We start from the raw sequence: 14,888 nt of genomic DNA on the forward strand, positions 1-14,888 counted from the left end.
TCCAAAGGCCCTGCTTCAGGTCCCTCCCCGCACCTGAAGCCCCTGAGCGGCGCTTCCGCCTCCCGGAAGCGCCGCTTCTGTATCTGCAGCTCAGCCGGGGAAGTTCTCGCCGCTCTCGATGGCGGCGCGGCCCTCGTCCCATTTCGCGCGGAATTCCTGGCGGAAGGCGTCGAATGTGCCTGCGGCAATCGCCGCCCGCATCCGCGCCGTCAGGTCCTCGAAATAGGCGATATTGTGCCAGGACAGCAGCATGGCCGAGAGGTATTCGCTCGAACGGAAGAGGTGGTTGAGGTAAGCCCGGGAGTAGTCGCGGCTGGCCGGGCAGTCGATCGCCGGGTTGAGCGGACGGTCATCCTCGATGAATTCGGCGCGCTTGATATTGATCGGGCCATAATCCGACCAGGCCTGGCCGTGGCGTCCGGACCGCGTCGGCAGGACACAGTCGAACATGTCGACACCGCGCGCCACGGATTCCACCAGATCGATCGGCTTGCCCACACCCATCAGATAGCGCGGGCGGTCCGCGGGCAGGTGCGGCGTGGTGAAGTCGAGCACCTCGCACATCGTCTCGAAGCCCTCGCCCACAGCCAGCCCGCCGATCGCATAGCCGTCATAGCCGGTCTCGATCAGGCGCTCCGCGCTTTCCCGGCGCAGATCCTCGAACACCGAACCCTGCACGATGCCGAACAGGTTCTGCGCCTCGCGCTCGCCGAACGCCGTCTTCGAGCGCTCGCCCCAGCGCACGGACAAATCCATGGAGGCCTTCGCCTCGGCCTTCGAGCACCCGAAGGCGGTGCACTCGTCCAGCTGCATCGAGATGTCGGCGCCCAGGAGGTCGGCCTGGATCTCGATCGAGCGTTCCGGCGAGAGCTTGTGCTCCGATCCGTCGATGTGGGAGCGGAAGGTCACGCCCTCCTCGGTCATCTTGCGCAGCTTGGACAGCGACCAGACCTGGAAGCCGCCGCTGTCGGTGAGGATCGGGCCCTGCCAGGTGGAGAATGTGTGCAGCCCGCCCAGCCGTTTTACGCGCTCTGCGCCCGGGCGCAGCATCAGGTGATAGGTATTGCCCAGGATGATGTCCGCCCCGGTCTCCTTCACCTGATCCATGTAGAGCGCTTTCACCGTGCCGGCCGTGCCGACCGGCATGAAGGCCGGTGTGCGGATCTCGCCACGCGTCGTCTTCAGGACGCCCGTGCGGGCCGCGCCGTCGGTGGCATGGATGTCGAAGGGGAAACCGGTCATGCGCTCCGCTCGATCAGGCTGGCATCGCCGTAGGAATAGAAACGGTAGCCCGAGCGGATGGCGTGCGCATAGGCCCGCTTCATCACGTCCAGTCCCGCCAGCGCGCTGACCAGCATGAACAGGGTGGAGCGCGGCAGGTGGAAATTCGTCATCAGCGCGTCGGTGATGCGGAATTCATAGCCCGGCGTGATGAAGATATCGGTGTCGCGGCTGCCCGCCTCGATCACGCCGGGCCGGGAGGCCAGGCTCTCGATCGTGCGCAGCGCCGTCGTGCCGACCGGGATCACCCGGCGGCCCTCGGCCTTGGCCGCGTTGATCGCATCGGCTGCCGCGGCGGACACGGTGCACCATTCGGCATGCATGCGGTGATCGGCGAGATCGTCGGCTTTGACCGGCAGGAACGTGCCCGCCCCCACATGCAGCGTCACATGCGTGTGCTGGACGCCGCGATCGGCCAGCGCCGTCAGCAGGCGTTCGGTGAAGTGCAGGCCGGCTGTGGGCGCGGCTACCGACCCGTCCTGCTTGGCGAACAGGGTCTGGTAGTCCTCGACATCCTGCGCGTCGACCTCGCGTTTGCGGGCGATATAGGGCGGCAAAGGCGGCACGCCGGTCGCGGCAATGGCCTCGTCCAGCGCCGCACCGGTGCGGTTGAAGACCAGCCGCGTATCGCCGCCCTCGGACTTGCCGGTCACTTCGGCCGACAGATCCTGCGAGAAGGCGATCACATCGCCCACGCGCAGACGCTTGGCCGGACGCACAAAGGCGCGCCAGCCGCTGGCATCAAGACGCTTGTGCAGATTGACCTCGACATCGACCGGTCCGCCACCGCCCACACTGCGTGCCGGACGCACACCGTTCAGCGCGGCGGGAATGACTCGGGTGTCGTTGAACACCATCAGATCGCCCTCGCGCAGGAGTTCGGGCAGGTCGGACACGCCGCGATCGGCGAACACACCATTGCCGGCGACGTGCAGCAGCCGCGCCGCATCGCGCGGACGCGCGGGACGCAGGGCGATACGCTCCTCGGGGAGCTCGAAGTCGAAATCGGATACGCGCATGGCGCTGGGGTCTATCCGGCAGCTTGCAGCTGCGCAATCTCTGCTGTGTAGTGGCCGCACACCCATCGCACCCGGACCATCCTGCCTTGCGTCTTTCCAGTCTCGTGTTTCTTCCGCTTGCTGGCCTCGCCGGGGTCGCCGCCGCAGTGTGGCTGGCACCTCTCTGGCGCGGCTTCGATGCCTTCCGCCAGCTCTGGCCGCTCTGGGCGGTGCTCGCCCTGATCGCGCTGGCCGCGATTGTCCTGATGCGCCACCGCACTGCCCGCTGGCCGATGGCCATTATCGCCCTGCTGATCTGGCTGCCCGGTCTGGGCGAGCCGGTGCGCCGGCTGACAGCCGACCGGGCCGCGCCCTCGGACACCGCCATCGCCCTGCGCGTCGCAACGCAGAATATGTGGGTCAGGAACACTGCGCCGGACGCCACCGCCGATACGCTGCTGGCCCTCAATGCCGACATTCTGGCGCTGCAGGAGGCGTTCGCGAATGCGCAGCCCGCCCGGGACCGGCTGGAACAGGCCTATCCTTTTGTGGCCCGCTGCCGCTCGACCCGGATACTCAGCCGGCTGCAAATCCTAGAGAGCGGCTGTGTGCATCCGCCGGATCCGGCCGTGTTCCGGAGCACCATTCCCTGCGACCGGGAAGTGCCGCCCGCCACCTGGGCCCGCATCCGCCTGCCCGACGGTTCGGACACGATTGTCGCATCGGTCCACCTGACCTGGCCCTTCCCCGGCGCGACACAGGACTGCCAGCGCGGCGGCCTGGCGCGTTTCCTGGGCGCGCTGCCGGCAGAGCGGATGATCGTGATGGGGGATTTCAATGCGGCGGCCCCGTCCTATGCGCTGTCACGCCTGGAGCGCGATCTCGGCCTCGACCGGCGCACGCTCGCCCTGCCGAGCTTTCCCTCCGGCCGGCTGGTCCCGGAACCCGTGCTGGGGATCGACCACATCTTCGCCGGCGAGGCCTGGCAGACCGTCTCGGTGGAAACCGGCCCGCAGACCGGCTCCGATCACCGTCCGGTCGCGGCAACATTGCAGCTGCGCTGACCGGCCGCCCAAATGAAAAAGGGCCGCCCCCTGAGGACAGCCCTTCTCTTGTCACTGCAGCGGTTCGCCGGGCTTACGCCTCGACGACGCTCGCCTTGACGATCTTGCCCGGCTTGGCCGGCGGCTCGCCCTTGGGCAGCGCGTCGACATGTTCCATGCCGGACACAACTTCGCCCCAGACGGTGTACTGATTGTCCAGATAGGGTACGGCGTCCAGGCAGATGAAGAACTGGCTGGAAGCCGAATCCGGATCGGCCGCACGGGCCATCGACATCGTGCCGCGCTGGTGCGGCTCGGCGGAGAATTCGGCCGGGATATTGGTGCCGGAACCGCCCATGCCATTGCCATTCGGACAGCCGCCCTGGGCAACGAAACCGTCGATGACGCGGTGGAAGGTCAGCCCGTCATAAAAGCCGTCCCTGGCCAGCTTGGTGATCTGTTCGACGTGTTTGGGCGCCAGGTCCGGGCGCAACTTGATGACGACATCGCCGCCTTCGAGCGTGAATACGAGTTGTTCTTCAGCCATTTATCTTACTCCGCAATTCGGGACGGCACGGTGATTTCGCAGATGTCGGGCAGATTGCCCTGGGCATTGCGCAGCGTGTCGAGATAGCCCGCAAAGGCCTCGCTGTCCGTGTCGACGACTTCAATCTCGATCTGGTCTTCGGCCGGCAGCTCGCTGCCGATACGCATGGAGCGGATCACGTCCGGACGGAAATCCGGGTCTTCCGCTGCCGAGCCGACCGCGATCTGGTCGACGGCGTCCATGCCATGGCGCACCCGGCCCCAGACCGTGTAGGTCGCATTGAGGTGATCGGGGCTGCCGGTGGTGATGTAGAACTGGCTGCGGGCCGAGTTCGGGTCGCTGGTGCGCGCCATGGCGGCGGCGCCGCGGCAATGCAGCAGCCAGGACTGGACCATGCCGTCGCCGGTGATTCCGGCCAGCGCGGCGGTCTGGGTGCCGGCATGGAAGCCGTTCCAGAAACCGGCCTTCGCCATCTGCGGGATCTGGCCCGGATTGACGACGCGGTCCTGCAGCTCGCTGACAGCCGGCTCGCCGGCGCGGCGGATGGTGAATTCGGCTTCCATCGGCGGCTTGTCGGCGGCATGGCCCGGATTGGCGCGTGCACCACCGCCCTGCGCCATGAAGCCGTCGATCACGCGGTGCCAGACCAGGAAATCATAGAAGCGCTCACTAACCAGTTCGCGCAGGCGTGCGACGTGGTTCGGCGCAAATTCCGGCGCCAGCTCGACCACCACCATGCCGTGATCGGTATCGATATAGAGCAGGCGGTCCTGATCGACCGTGCGCCAGGCGTCAGCAGGGAAATCATAGGCCGGTTCCGCAGCGGCGGGCTCGGCCTGGGTGGCGACGACCGCCGTGCTGGCGGCAGAGGCCACGGCTTCGGTCTCGGCTTCGGTAGCCGCTTCCCGGCCGCAGGCAGCGGCCGTCAGGGCCAGGGCGAAAGTGGCAGAAAGGGTCAGTCGCATGATCACGCAAGTCGCTCCTTGAGACGGGCTTCCACGGCAGGCGGCACGAAATCGGAGATGCGTCCGCCCAGGGAAGCGATTTCCTTGACCAGGCGCGAGGCAATCGCCTGGTGACGCGGGTCGGCCATCAGGAAGACGGTCTCGATATCGTCATTGAGGCGCTGGTTCATCGCCACCATCTGGAATTCGTACTCGAAATCGGACACGGCGCGAAGGCCGCGCATGATCGACTCCGCGCCGATCTCCTCGGCAAAATGCATCAGCAGGCCGTCGAAGGGCCGGACCTCGATCGCCGCGCCGGCCTCGAACTTCGCCACCTCGTCACGCACCATCTCGACGCGTTCTTCCAGCGAGAACAAGGGCTTCTTGGCCTCGTTGATGGCGACACCGATCACCAGCTTGTCGACCAGTTTCACGGCCCGGCCGATGATATCGAGATGGCCGTTGGTGATCGGGTCGAACGTCCCGGGATAGAGGGCGGTTCGGGTCATGTCGGTCTCCTGGCCGGCTGCCGCCGCTGCTTGTAGCGGGATTGCGAGCGCCTTCAAAGCGTTTCGGGATCAGGCCTCGCTGTCATCCGCGGCGCCGGAGGTGTCGTCCGCGCCAGTGTCGGGCGCTTCACCGGCCGGGCCTTCACCCGTCTCCGGTGCCTCGCCATCCTCGTCCCCGGCGTCATCCCCGGCATCGGGAATGCGGACCACGGCGACGACATTCTCGCCGTCATTGAGACGGATGAGACGCACACCGCGCGACGAGCGGCTGGCGATCCGCACGGTATCGACCGGGAAGCGGATCAGCTGGCCGCCATCGGTGACAGCCATGATCTGGTCTGCATCCTCGACCGGGAAGCTGGCCGAAAGCGGGATCTCGCGCTTCACATCGGTGGCGGCGACGCCCTGATTGCCGCGGCCCATGACCCGGAAATCATAGGCGGAGGAGCGCTTGCCCATGCCGTCGGAGCCGACGGTCAGCACGAATTCCTCGGCAGCCCCCAGCTCGGCCAGGCGCTCGGTCGTCAGAGCCGCCTCGTCATCGCTGCCGTCCTCGTCGGCCTCGAGCACCGGCGCATCGGCCTCCTCGTCATCGCCCAATGCACGGCGCATGGCGGTGGCGTGTTTCATGTAGGCGCGGGCTTCCGGCGAGGTCACGTCGACATGGCGCAGGATCGCCATGGAGATCAGCGTATCGCCCTCGGCCAGGCGGATGCCCCGAACGCCGACGGAATTCCGGCCGGCAAAGACGCGGACGTCGGTGGCCGGGAAGCGGATCGCGCGCCCCTTCTCGGTCGTCAGGAAGACATCGTCGTCCTCGGTGCACAGCACGACATTGACGATCCGGTCGTCCTCGCCTTCCAGCTTCATCGCGATCTTGCCGTTGCGATTGACCTGGACGAAATCGGACAGCTTGTTGCGGCGGACGGTGCCCTTGTTGGTGGCGAACATGACGTCCATTTCCGCCCAGACGCTCTCGTCCTCGGGCAACGCCATGATCGAGGTGATCGTCTCGCCCTGCTCCAGCGGCAGCATGTTGACCAGCGCCTTGCCGCGCGTGTTCGGCGCACCCATCGGCAGACGCCAGGTCTTGGTCTTGTAGACCATGCCGCGATTGGAGAAGAAGAGCAGCGGCGCGTGGGTGGAGGCGACGAAGAGCGTGGACACGAAGTCCTCATCCTTCATCGACATGCCCGAGCGGCCCTTGCCGCCGCGGCGCTGGGCCCGGTAGTCGGACAGGGCCGTACGCTTGACGTAGCCGCCATGCGTCACCGTCACCACCATGTCTTCGCGCGGGATCAGGTCCTCGTCCTCGAAGTCCAGCTCGGCATCGATGAATTCGGAGCGGCGCGGCGTGGCGTAGTTCTCGCGAACCTCGCGCATCTCGTCGCGGATGATGTCGAGGACGCGATCGCGCGAACGCAGGATGTCGAGAAGATCGGCGATCTGCTCGGCCAGCGTCTTGGCCTCATTGCCCAGCTCTTCGCGGCCCAGACCGGTCAGGCGGTTCAGGCGCAGTTCCAGGATGGCGCGGGCCTGTTCGTCGGTCAGGCGCAGCGTATTGCCGTCGGTCAGCACGGAGCGCGGATCGGCCACCAGCTCGACCAGCGGTGCCACATCGAGGGCCGGCCAGTCGCGCGACATCAATTCCTCGCGGGCTGCGGCCGGGTTCGGCGCGCGGCGGATCAGGGCGATCACCTCGTCGATATTCGCCACGGCGAGCGCCAGGCCGACGATGACATGCGCCCGGTCGCGCGCCTTGTTCAGCTCGAACTTGCAGCGGCGGGCCACGACCTCTTCGCGGAAGCGCAGGAATTCCTTGAGGATATCCAGCGCACCCAGCAATTGCGGACGGCCGCCCACCAGGGACAGCATGTTGGCGCCGAAGCTCGTCTGCATCGGCGACCAGCGATAGAGCTGGTTCAGGATCACATCGGCATTGGCGTCGCGCTTCAGCTCGATCACCACGCGCAGACCGGTCCGGTCGGACTCGTCGCGCAGATCGCCGATCCCCTCGATCTTCTTGTCGCGGACAAGTTCCGCGATCTTCTCGATCATCGAGGCCTTGTTCACCTGGTACGGAATTTCATGGACGATGATCGCCTGGCGGCCATTGCGCACTTCCTCGATCGAGGTGCGCGAGCGCATCACCACCGAACCGCGCCCCGTCGCCAGCGCATTGCGCGCACCGGTACGGCCCAGGATCAGACCGCCGGTCGGGAAGTCCGGTCCCGGAATGTATTCCAGCAGCTCGCTGTCGGTCATCGCCGGATTGTCCATCAGCGCCAGCGTGCCGTCGATCACCTCGCCCAGATTGTGCGGCGGGATGTTCGTGGCCATGCCGACGGCGATACCGTTGGCGCCGTTGACCAGCAGGTTCGGGAAGCGCGCCGGCAGGACCACCGGTTCGCGGCGTTCGGCCGAATAATTGTCGACGAAATTCACCGTGTCCTTGTCGATATCGGCGAGCAGCGACTGAGCCACCTTCTCCATCCGCGCCTCGGTATAACGGTAGGCAGCGGGCGGATCGCCGTCGATCGAGCCGAAATTGCCCTGACCGTCGATCAGCGGCACGCGCATCGACCAGTGCTGGGCCAGGCGGACAAGGGCGTCATAGACCGCCTGGTCACCATGCGGGTGATAGCGGCCCATCACGTCACCGACGGCGGTGGCGCACTTGCGGTAGGACTTTTCGTGCGTCTGGCCGTTCTCGTGCATCGTGTAGAGGATGCGCCGGTGCACCGGCTTGAGCCCGTCGCGCGCGTCCGGGATCGCGCGGCTGACGATGACGCTCATCGCATAGTCGAGATAGGAGGAGCGCATCTCCTCCTCGATCGAGATATTGCCGATACCGTCGGGAAGGCCGGCATTGTCGCCAACCGGCGGAAGCTCGTCGTCGTGATCGCTCAAGGCGGTCCTCATGTGCTGGTTTCGCGGGTTCCGGCCGCCCGGCCGGCATCCACGAAAAACGCCGCCGTCACGCAGCTCGCGGCAAAAGCCGGAAAAGCGCGTGAATCAGGCGGCAGGCCTGTCGCCAAGTCTTAACAATCGGGGGGGGCTGGCGCAAACACCGGCGTCGGTTGGCCGCGGCGCAATTGACAGGCGCTGTCTTCCGTTTGTGACAATCCCCGCTTACACCCGTGCCAGCTTCATCTCGTGTTGGGGAACCCGATATGCGTCTTGCCGCCTTTGCCACCCTTGCCGCCACGGCCATTCTGGCCGCCTGCAGCCACGTTCCGTCACAGGCGCCGCAGGACGATCCGATCGTTCTGATGATCGGCCTGGACGGCCTGCGCTATGACGCGATCGACCGCTGGGATGCACCGAACCTGCAGGCGCTCGCGGATCGCGGCACGCGGCCGGAACGCATGATTCCCGTCATGCCGTCCAAGACCTTCGTGAATTTCTATTCCATCGCCACGGGCCTTTATCCCGAGCATCACGGCATGATTTCCAACTCGCCCTGGGATACGGCCGCCCGCCGTCACTTCAACAATGCCGAAGGCAGCCCGCAGGACCCGTTCTGGTGGCAGGGCGAGCCCATCTGGATCACGGCCGAGCGCCAGGACGTACGCAGCCACATCATGTTCTGGCTGGGTTCGGAAAGCCCGGTCGATGGCGACATGGCCAGCGTCTGGCATCCGTATGAGCACAACAAGCCCTATGACGAGCGGGTCGACGAGGTTCTCGCCTGGTTCGACGCCCCGGCCGGCGAACAGCCGCGCTTTGCCGCCGTCTATTTCGACCATGTCGACACTGTCACCCACCGCGCCGGCCCGTTCACGCCGGAAGAAGGCCAGGCCGTCGCCGAAGTCGACCGCCTGGTCGGCGAGATCGTCGACGGTCTCGAAGCCCGCGGCCTGCTGGACCGCACCAATATCATCATCGTGTCCGACCACGGCATGTCGGCCGTCTCGACCGAGCGCGTCATCCGCATCGACGAACTGGCCGGTCTCGACGGCATCCTGTTCGAGGAAGGCATGGGCTCCTACGGCATGGGGCTGGAGCCCTTCCTGATGGGCTATGGCAGCGAGGAAGACGTCAATCGCGTCTACCAGGCGCTGCAGGGCGCCGATCCGCGCATCATGGCCTATCGCCGCCAGGACTATCCGGATCACTGGCATTTCGACCACCCGGATCGCGGTCCCGACCTTTTCATCCTGGCCCAGCCCGACTGGCTGATCACCACGTCGAGCACCGATCTGAGCAATCCCTACCACGCCTCGCTGCACGGTATGCACGGCTATGACAACCGCGCCGAAAGCATGGGCGCGACCTTCATCGGCGCCGGGCCGATCTTCCCGCAGGGCACCCGTCCGACGGCGTTCGAGAACGTCAATGTGTACGGCATCATCGCCTGTGCCCTCGACCTGGATCCGGCACCGACCGATGGCAATCCGGCCGAGATCGCCCGTATTACCGGCGGCAACTGCCCCGCCGAGTAGCGCGCAGGGGACTGGTCAATCCGCGTCGTATCCGGTTCACTTCTCCCGCCTGTCGGGAGAAATGCATGAACACGCTGACACGACGCGGATTTGTCTCCGCCAGCCTCGCCGCCGGGCTCGTCCCGCCGGCCTTCGCGCAGTCATCTGCAGAGACATCCGCGTGGATACCGGCCACATCGCTGCCGGTGCGCACCCAGGAAATCTATCCGGCCGTGCTGCACGGGCGCATCTACCTGGCCGGCGGGTTGTCGCCCGATGCCGAGGTGACGCAGGGCGGCATGGGTATTCTCAACCGGGTCTTCTGCTGGTCACCGGGTCCGCATGCCGGCGGCAGCTGGGCCGAGATCACCGCCCTGCCCGAACCGCGCCACCACCCCAATCTGGTCGGTCATGACGACGCCGTCTTCGCGATCGGCGGATTTCATGCGGCCCAGGGCGGTGCCTGGCACATGCTCTCCACCAACACGCGCTACGATCCAGAAGCCGACACCTGGCAGGAGGTCGCGCCCCTGTCGGAGCCCTTTGCCGAGACCTGCGCCGTTTCGCTGCCTTCGGGCATTCATGTCGCCACCGGCCGCCAGCCTGCAGGCGAGGCCAATGCCAACTGGCCCGACCACACCGACAGCGGCGCGCATTTCGTCTACGACGCCGCAGAGGATCGCTGGCGCCGGGCCGCCCCCAATCCGAACCCGCGCAACTCGGCCGCCGGCGTCGCGCTGGACGGCCGCTTCCACGTGATCGGCGGGCGCCGTGTCGGCGCAGGCAATGAGACCCATCACGAGGCCTATGATCCGCAGACCGACGCCTGGCACACGCTCGCCCCGCTGCCGCAGGGCCAGGGTGGACTCGCGGCGGCTGTTGCCCATGGCCGGATCCACGCCTTTGGCGGCGAGTGGTTCGGCGATGATGGCGGCGGTGTCTATCCGGACATGTGGATCTACGACCCGGCTGCCGACGCCTGGCAGGCCGGCCCGCCCATGCGCACGCCGCGCCACGGGCTGGGCGGTGTCGCCATCGGCAATCGCATCTTCGCCATCGCCGGCGCGACCGGCCCGAGTGCCCGGGGAACCACCGGCGGGGTGGAAGTGTACGCTCCGGCCGCCTAACTAGAAGGGGAAGCCTCCCGGAGCCTCCCATGCTGATCCGAAGTATCCTCGCGTTTGCCCTCACCGCCCTGGCGCCCGCCGCCATGGCCCAGACACCGGATGCGGCATCCGGGGATGAACCGGCGGCGGTCCGCGTACCGATCAGCGGACATAATGGCGAAGCCCTGTCCGGGCTGGCCGTCTTTACCGAGGGCCCGCAGGGCGTTCTGATCCGGCTGCGCGTCAACGATCTGCCGGTCCAGGCGCGCGGCCAGTGGCATGGCGTGCACCTGCACGAGACGGCCGACTGCTCCGGCCGCGGCTTCACGGCTTCGGGCGGCCATATCAATCCGGACAGCGTGGCGCACGGCCTGCTCAACCCGATGGGTCCCGCCCCGGCCGATTTGCCGAATATCTGGGCCGATGCGGCCGGCAATATCCACGCCGAGCTCTACGCCACCGGCGTCACTGTCACGGATGCACCGGGCCGGGTATCCCTGCTCGACAGCGACGGCTCCGCCATCGTCATTCATGCCGGTCCGGACGATCACAGCTCCCAGCCGATCGGCGGCGCCGGTACGCGCATCGCCTGCGGCGCCATCGTGGTCGAGTGACGCGCTAGACGCCCGGTTTGGTGATCATCAGGACAAAGATGGCGATGAGCGCGGCAAAGGCCGGCCAGCCCAGCACGAACCAGATCCGCATCAGCCGGTGAACCTCCGGCGGGACGGCTTCACCCTCCGCCGCCGCGAGCCGGTCGCGCACACGATACTGGATCCACACCACCGGCAGCCAGCAGGCCCCGATAAAGCCGTAGAGCCCGTAGCTGGCCAGCAGCCAGGGCGCCGTCAGCGGCCATCCGGCCAGATGCGCCAGGGCGATGCCGGACAGGGGCTGGATGACAACCGCACTCGCCGTGAACAGCCAGTCGGCCAGCACGACGTGCCGCGATGCGAGCGCAAAGCCGGCCCGCTCGCCGGACCGCCAGGCCATGAGCATGAAGAAGGCAATCGCTGCGCCGGATCCGAACAGGACGCAGGCCGAGAGGATATGGACGAGCCGGGCGATCACATAGAGGTCCATCAGCGTTCATCCTCCGTCGCCGCCACAAGCAGCGCCAGTGCCATCGCGGGGAAGACCTTGATCACCGGGCCCAGCGGATCGGCCCACAGGTCCGGCGCCAGCCAGCTGATCCCCGCGACATAGCCTAGCGTGCCCGCAATCATCAGCGCTGCGGTACTGCGCACGCGCCATTTGGCGAGCATGGCAAGTCCCACCACGATGTCGAACAGAGAGGTCAGCCAGAAAACGGCGGCGCCTGCCGGGCCGCTCAGCCCCGCTCCCGCCAGCACATCCATCGCGCCGGACCGCGCGACCGTCAGGGTCAGAAGACCCGTCACCAGCCAGAACAGGCCCAGCACCCAGCGCGCCAATGGCCGGGCAAAGCCCAGCCGCGCCTGCCAGCGATCCTGCACACCGGCGGGATGGGCCGCCAGCCAGTCGTGAAAGCCGCGTGGCCGGGCACCTGTGGCCTCGATCCAGGACGCCGGGTCGCCCTCGACATCGAAGTCGAGCTGTTTGAGGGCATTGCTTCGCAAGGGCGTGCGCACGCCCAGCCAGCCGAGAAGGTCTCCGGCCCGGAAGGCCGGCGCGGCCAGCCAGCGCGGCACCGGCCAGATGCGGGTCTCGCCAAAGCCGAGCCAGCGGCGATAGCCGCGCGCCGCATCGGCCAGGCTGACCCGTTCCGGCCCCGCCAGATCGAAGCTCTGCCGGCACGGCGCATCCGGCCGGACAAGATCGGCGACCGCCGCACACAGATCATCCATGCCGATGGGCCGGAAGACCTGCTGCCCGCCGACCAGCGGCGTGATCCAGGGAATACCGCACAGCGCGCGCAGCAGGGCCGTTCCGCCATAGACATTGCGGGCAATCACCAGCGAGGGACGCAGGATCAGCCAGTCGAGATCGCGGGCCTTCAGCGCCGCCTCCCCCGCCAGCTTGTCCCGCGCATAGCTGGACCCGGCTGCCGCATCGACCCCGACCGCCGAGATGTGCAGCACACGCCGGACACCGGCCTGCTCGCACGCCGCGAACAGGGCATCCGCCCCCGCGACATGGACCGCCCGGCTGTCATCGCCGAGCCCGTCCTGCAGCACGCCGACACAGTTCACCACCGCCTCGACGCCCGCCAGGCGCTCTGCCCAGTCTTCGGTGCGGTCATGCCGGAAATCGCAGGCCATCCAGTCGAGCCAGGGTGCGCGCCGCCGGGCGGTGCCGACGCCGCGCGCCGCGGCGATGACACTGTGTCCGGCGGCGTGAAGATGCGCCGCGATATGGGAACCGATAAAGCCGGACGCTCCGGCAATGAGTATCTTCAAGGCGGCGCCCCTCCGGCCGAATCTGCAGCCAGTCTACAGCGCAGGGGCGCCGCCGGAAGATCAGTCCTGGCGCCGGTAGTGCGACAGGGCGTTTTCCAGCCGCAGGGTCAGGCCGGTTGCCTCGCCCAGGGCATTGCGATGGAATTCGATCTCCCAGATACCCATCGTGTCGGCCATGTCAGCAAGAACAAAGCGCGTCGGCGAGAGCGGGGTGAGCGGGCTGTAGCGATCGCCGCCGGCGCGACCGATTTCCAGTTGACCGTCCTGGACGCGCACCGCCAGCGGCAGTTCGAAAAACCCGCCGCTCATCTGTTCACGTAGATCGGCCGGGAAGCCGGAATCGACGGCGTAGGTGCCCGAAAAACCCGCCAGCACGGCCGGATCGAGCCTCAGCTGCGGTGCCACGACCGGCGCATTGACCGGCCAGTCCATCGTGTCGGCAACCGCATTGCGGATCTCGTCGATCAGGGACCGCCCCCGGGCACCATTGGTCAGAATGACCAGGCCGTCTCCCGTGGCCGGATGGCCCTCGATCCAGGCGCGATAGGAATTGTTCGTGCCGCCATGGTGGAAGACAAAGCTCTCGCCGCTGCCGGTCACCCGCGGTCCCAGCCCGTGCTCGCCGGGTGCGACACGGGTCATCATGGCGATGGCGCCGGATCGCGACAGCGGACCCGCCTCGCCGCGATAGCTGTCGATCAGCCCGGCCACCAGCGCCCCCAGATCATGGGCGCTGGTCCACAGGCCCGACGCCGCCATCTCCGGCATGGCCTCATAGCCGCGCGGCAGGGCAACCGGTTCACCGCCGCCATTGTGGGCGCGCGCGATATTGCCGTGCCCGGGCGGCAGCGGATTGGTGTAGGTGCTGCGCATCAGTCCCAGCGGCGCGAACAGCTGATCGCGCGCCACGGTTTCGAAGGGCGCGCCCATCACATCGCTGACCAGTAATTGCGCCAGCGTGTAACCGCCGCCGGAATACTGATAGCCGGTCCCCGTGCGGAATTCGCGCGCCAGCGGCTCGCCGCTGGCCGGTGCGGCACCGTTCAGCGTCGCGATCACATCCGGCAGGGCCTCGCCCGGCTGGAAATCGGCAAAGCCGTGAATGTTGAAGCCGGATGTGTGCGAGAGAATGGCCCGCAGATTGACCGGTTCACCGGCAAAGGCATCGCGTTCGGCCGGCAGCTGCCAGGACGAGACCGTGTCCAGCACGTCGGCGTCCAGATCGAGATGGCCGGCTTCGGCCAGCCGCAGGATCAGCGTCGCCGTGACGACCTTGCTGACCGAGCCGGCGGAAAACACGGTGTGCGCATCGACCGGCGTGTCACCGCCGGCCTGCAACACACCGAAACCGGCCTCGTAGACCACCGCGCCATCATCGATCACCGCGACAGCAACACCGGGCACGGCGTAGTGCGTCATGCGCTCTTCGAGTGTCCAGCTTTGCGGCGCTCCGGCCTGCTGGATGCGCGGGCGCAGATGATCGGCAAAACCGGCGGCCTGTTCGCCGGGAGGCTGGGCCTGGGCTGTCAGAACGATCATGGTGGTTGCCGCAACGGCCAGACAGGCGCCCAGCACAAAGGGTTTCGCCAGGCTGGCGAAAGAGGGTTTTGTCATGGATATCTCCGGAAATTGAACCCCGCCGCCGCGCCTTGAGG

At 67.1% G+C, this 14,888-nt stretch carries 13 protein-coding genes; 4 read left to right on the forward strand and 9 right to left on the reverse strand.

Translation table 11 applies throughout. The annotated features are described in order from the left end of the window. Window positions 1–90: 90 nt before the first annotated feature. Window positions 91–1,242 carry a tRNA guanosine(34) transglycosylase Tgt gene (gene tgt / locus JJ918_RS11825; protein WP_291887451.1) on the reverse strand — a complete coding sequence of 384 codons (1,152 nt, stop codon included), beginning with the start codon at window positions 1,240–1,242 and terminating at the stop codon, window positions 91–93. Next, window positions 1,239–2,300 carry a tRNA preQ1(34) S-adenosylmethionine ribosyltransferase-isomerase QueA gene (gene queA, locus JJ918_RS11830; protein ID WP_291887454.1) on the reverse strand — a complete coding sequence of 354 codons (1,062 nt, stop codon included), beginning with the start codon at window positions 2,298–2,300 and terminating at the stop codon, window positions 1,239–1,241. The genes tgt and queA overlap by 4 nt, the downstream gene beginning before the upstream one ends. Window positions 2,301–2,446: 146 nt before the next feature. On the opposite strand from queA, the gene JJ918_RS11835 reads away from it, so the two are divergent. After that, complete coding sequence (locus tag JJ918_RS11835; RefSeq protein WP_291887456.1) at window positions 2,447–3,343, forward strand: endonuclease/exonuclease/phosphatase family protein; 897 nt, start codon at window positions 2,447–2,449, stop codon at window positions 3,341–3,343. Window positions 3,344–3,416: 73 nt separating this feature from the next. On the opposite strand, the gene JJ918_RS11840 is transcribed toward JJ918_RS11835, so the two are convergent. From JJ918_RS11840 to gyrA, 4 genes are all read right to left on the reverse strand, one after another. Beyond that, the gene (locus tag JJ918_RS11840) at window positions 3,417–3,869 is read right to left on the reverse strand and encodes a peptidylprolyl isomerase (RefSeq protein ID WP_291887459.1); all 453 of its coding nucleotides are present in this window, start codon (window positions 3,867–3,869) and stop codon (window positions 3,417–3,419) included. 5 nt (window positions 3,870–3,874) lie between these two features. Beyond that, the gene (locus JJ918_RS11845) at window positions 3,875–4,834 is read right to left on the reverse strand and encodes a peptidylprolyl isomerase (RefSeq protein WP_291887461.1); all 960 of its coding nucleotides are present in this window, start codon (window positions 4,832–4,834) and stop codon (window positions 3,875–3,877) included. Window positions 4,835–4,836: 2 nt separating this feature from the next. Continuing rightward, window positions 4,837–5,325, reverse strand: coding sequence for a pantetheine-phosphate adenylyltransferase (gene coaD, locus JJ918_RS11850; RefSeq protein ID WP_291887463.1), 489 nt, complete (start codon window positions 5,323–5,325; stop codon window positions 4,837–4,839). 69 nt (window positions 5,326–5,394) lie between these two features. Continuing rightward, the gene (gene gyrA / locus JJ918_RS11855; RefSeq protein ID WP_367277699.1) at window positions 5,395–8,247 is read right to left on the reverse strand and encodes a DNA gyrase subunit A; all 2,853 of its coding nucleotides are present in this window, start codon (window positions 8,245–8,247) and stop codon (window positions 5,395–5,397) included. Between the two features lie 251 nt (window positions 8,248–8,498). Between gyrA and JJ918_RS11860 the strand changes: the two genes are divergently transcribed. The 3 genes from JJ918_RS11860 to JJ918_RS11870 all read left to right on the forward strand — a co-directional run bounded on the left by JJ918_RS11860 (window position 8,499) and on the right by JJ918_RS11870 (window position 11,469). Beyond that, a complete protein-coding gene (locus JJ918_RS11860; RefSeq protein ID WP_291887469.1) occupies window positions 8,499–9,770 on the forward strand; it encodes an ectonucleotide pyrophosphatase/phosphodiesterase in 1,272 nt (423 codons plus the stop codon). Window positions 9,771–9,835: 65 nt separating this feature from the next. Then, entirely contained in the window at window positions 9,836–10,876 is a 1,041-nt protein-coding gene (locus tag JJ918_RS11865; RefSeq protein ID WP_291887472.1) for a hypothetical protein, read from the forward strand. A gap of 29 nt (window positions 10,877–10,905) precedes the next feature. Then, window positions 10,906–11,469, forward strand: a complete 564-nt coding sequence (locus JJ918_RS11870) for a superoxide dismutase family protein (protein WP_291887474.1) — start codon at window positions 10,906–10,908, stop codon at window positions 11,467–11,469. A 4-nt stretch (window positions 11,470–11,473) separates the two neighbouring features. On the opposite strand, the gene JJ918_RS11875 is transcribed toward JJ918_RS11870, so the two are convergent. Genes JJ918_RS11875 through JJ918_RS11885 form a run of 3 tightly spaced genes read right to left on the reverse strand, consistent with a single transcriptional unit; the run spans window position 11,474 to window position 14,847 of the window. Beyond that, window positions 11,474–11,938, reverse strand: a complete 465-nt coding sequence (locus tag JJ918_RS11875) for a DUF2269 domain-containing protein (RefSeq protein WP_291887476.1) — start codon at window positions 11,936–11,938, stop codon at window positions 11,474–11,476. Continuing rightward, on the reverse strand, window positions 11,938–13,233 hold the full coding sequence (locus JJ918_RS11880) for an NAD(P)H-binding protein (protein ID WP_291887479.1): 1,296 nt from the start codon (window positions 13,231–13,233) through the stop codon (window positions 11,938–11,940). Before JJ918_RS11880 ends, JJ918_RS11875 begins: the two co-directional genes overlap by 1 nt. Window positions 13,234–13,293: 60 nt before the next feature. After that, window positions 13,294–14,847 carry a serine hydrolase gene (locus JJ918_RS11885; protein ID WP_291887482.1) on the reverse strand — a complete coding sequence of 518 codons (1,554 nt, stop codon included), beginning with the start codon at window positions 14,845–14,847 and terminating at the stop codon, window positions 13,294–13,296. Window positions 14,848–14,888: the final 41 nt, after the last annotated feature.

It is taken from the genome of Maricaulis sp. (genome assembly GCF_017642925.1).
GTDB lineage: Bacteria > Pseudomonadota > Alphaproteobacteria > Caulobacterales > Maricaulaceae > Maricaulis.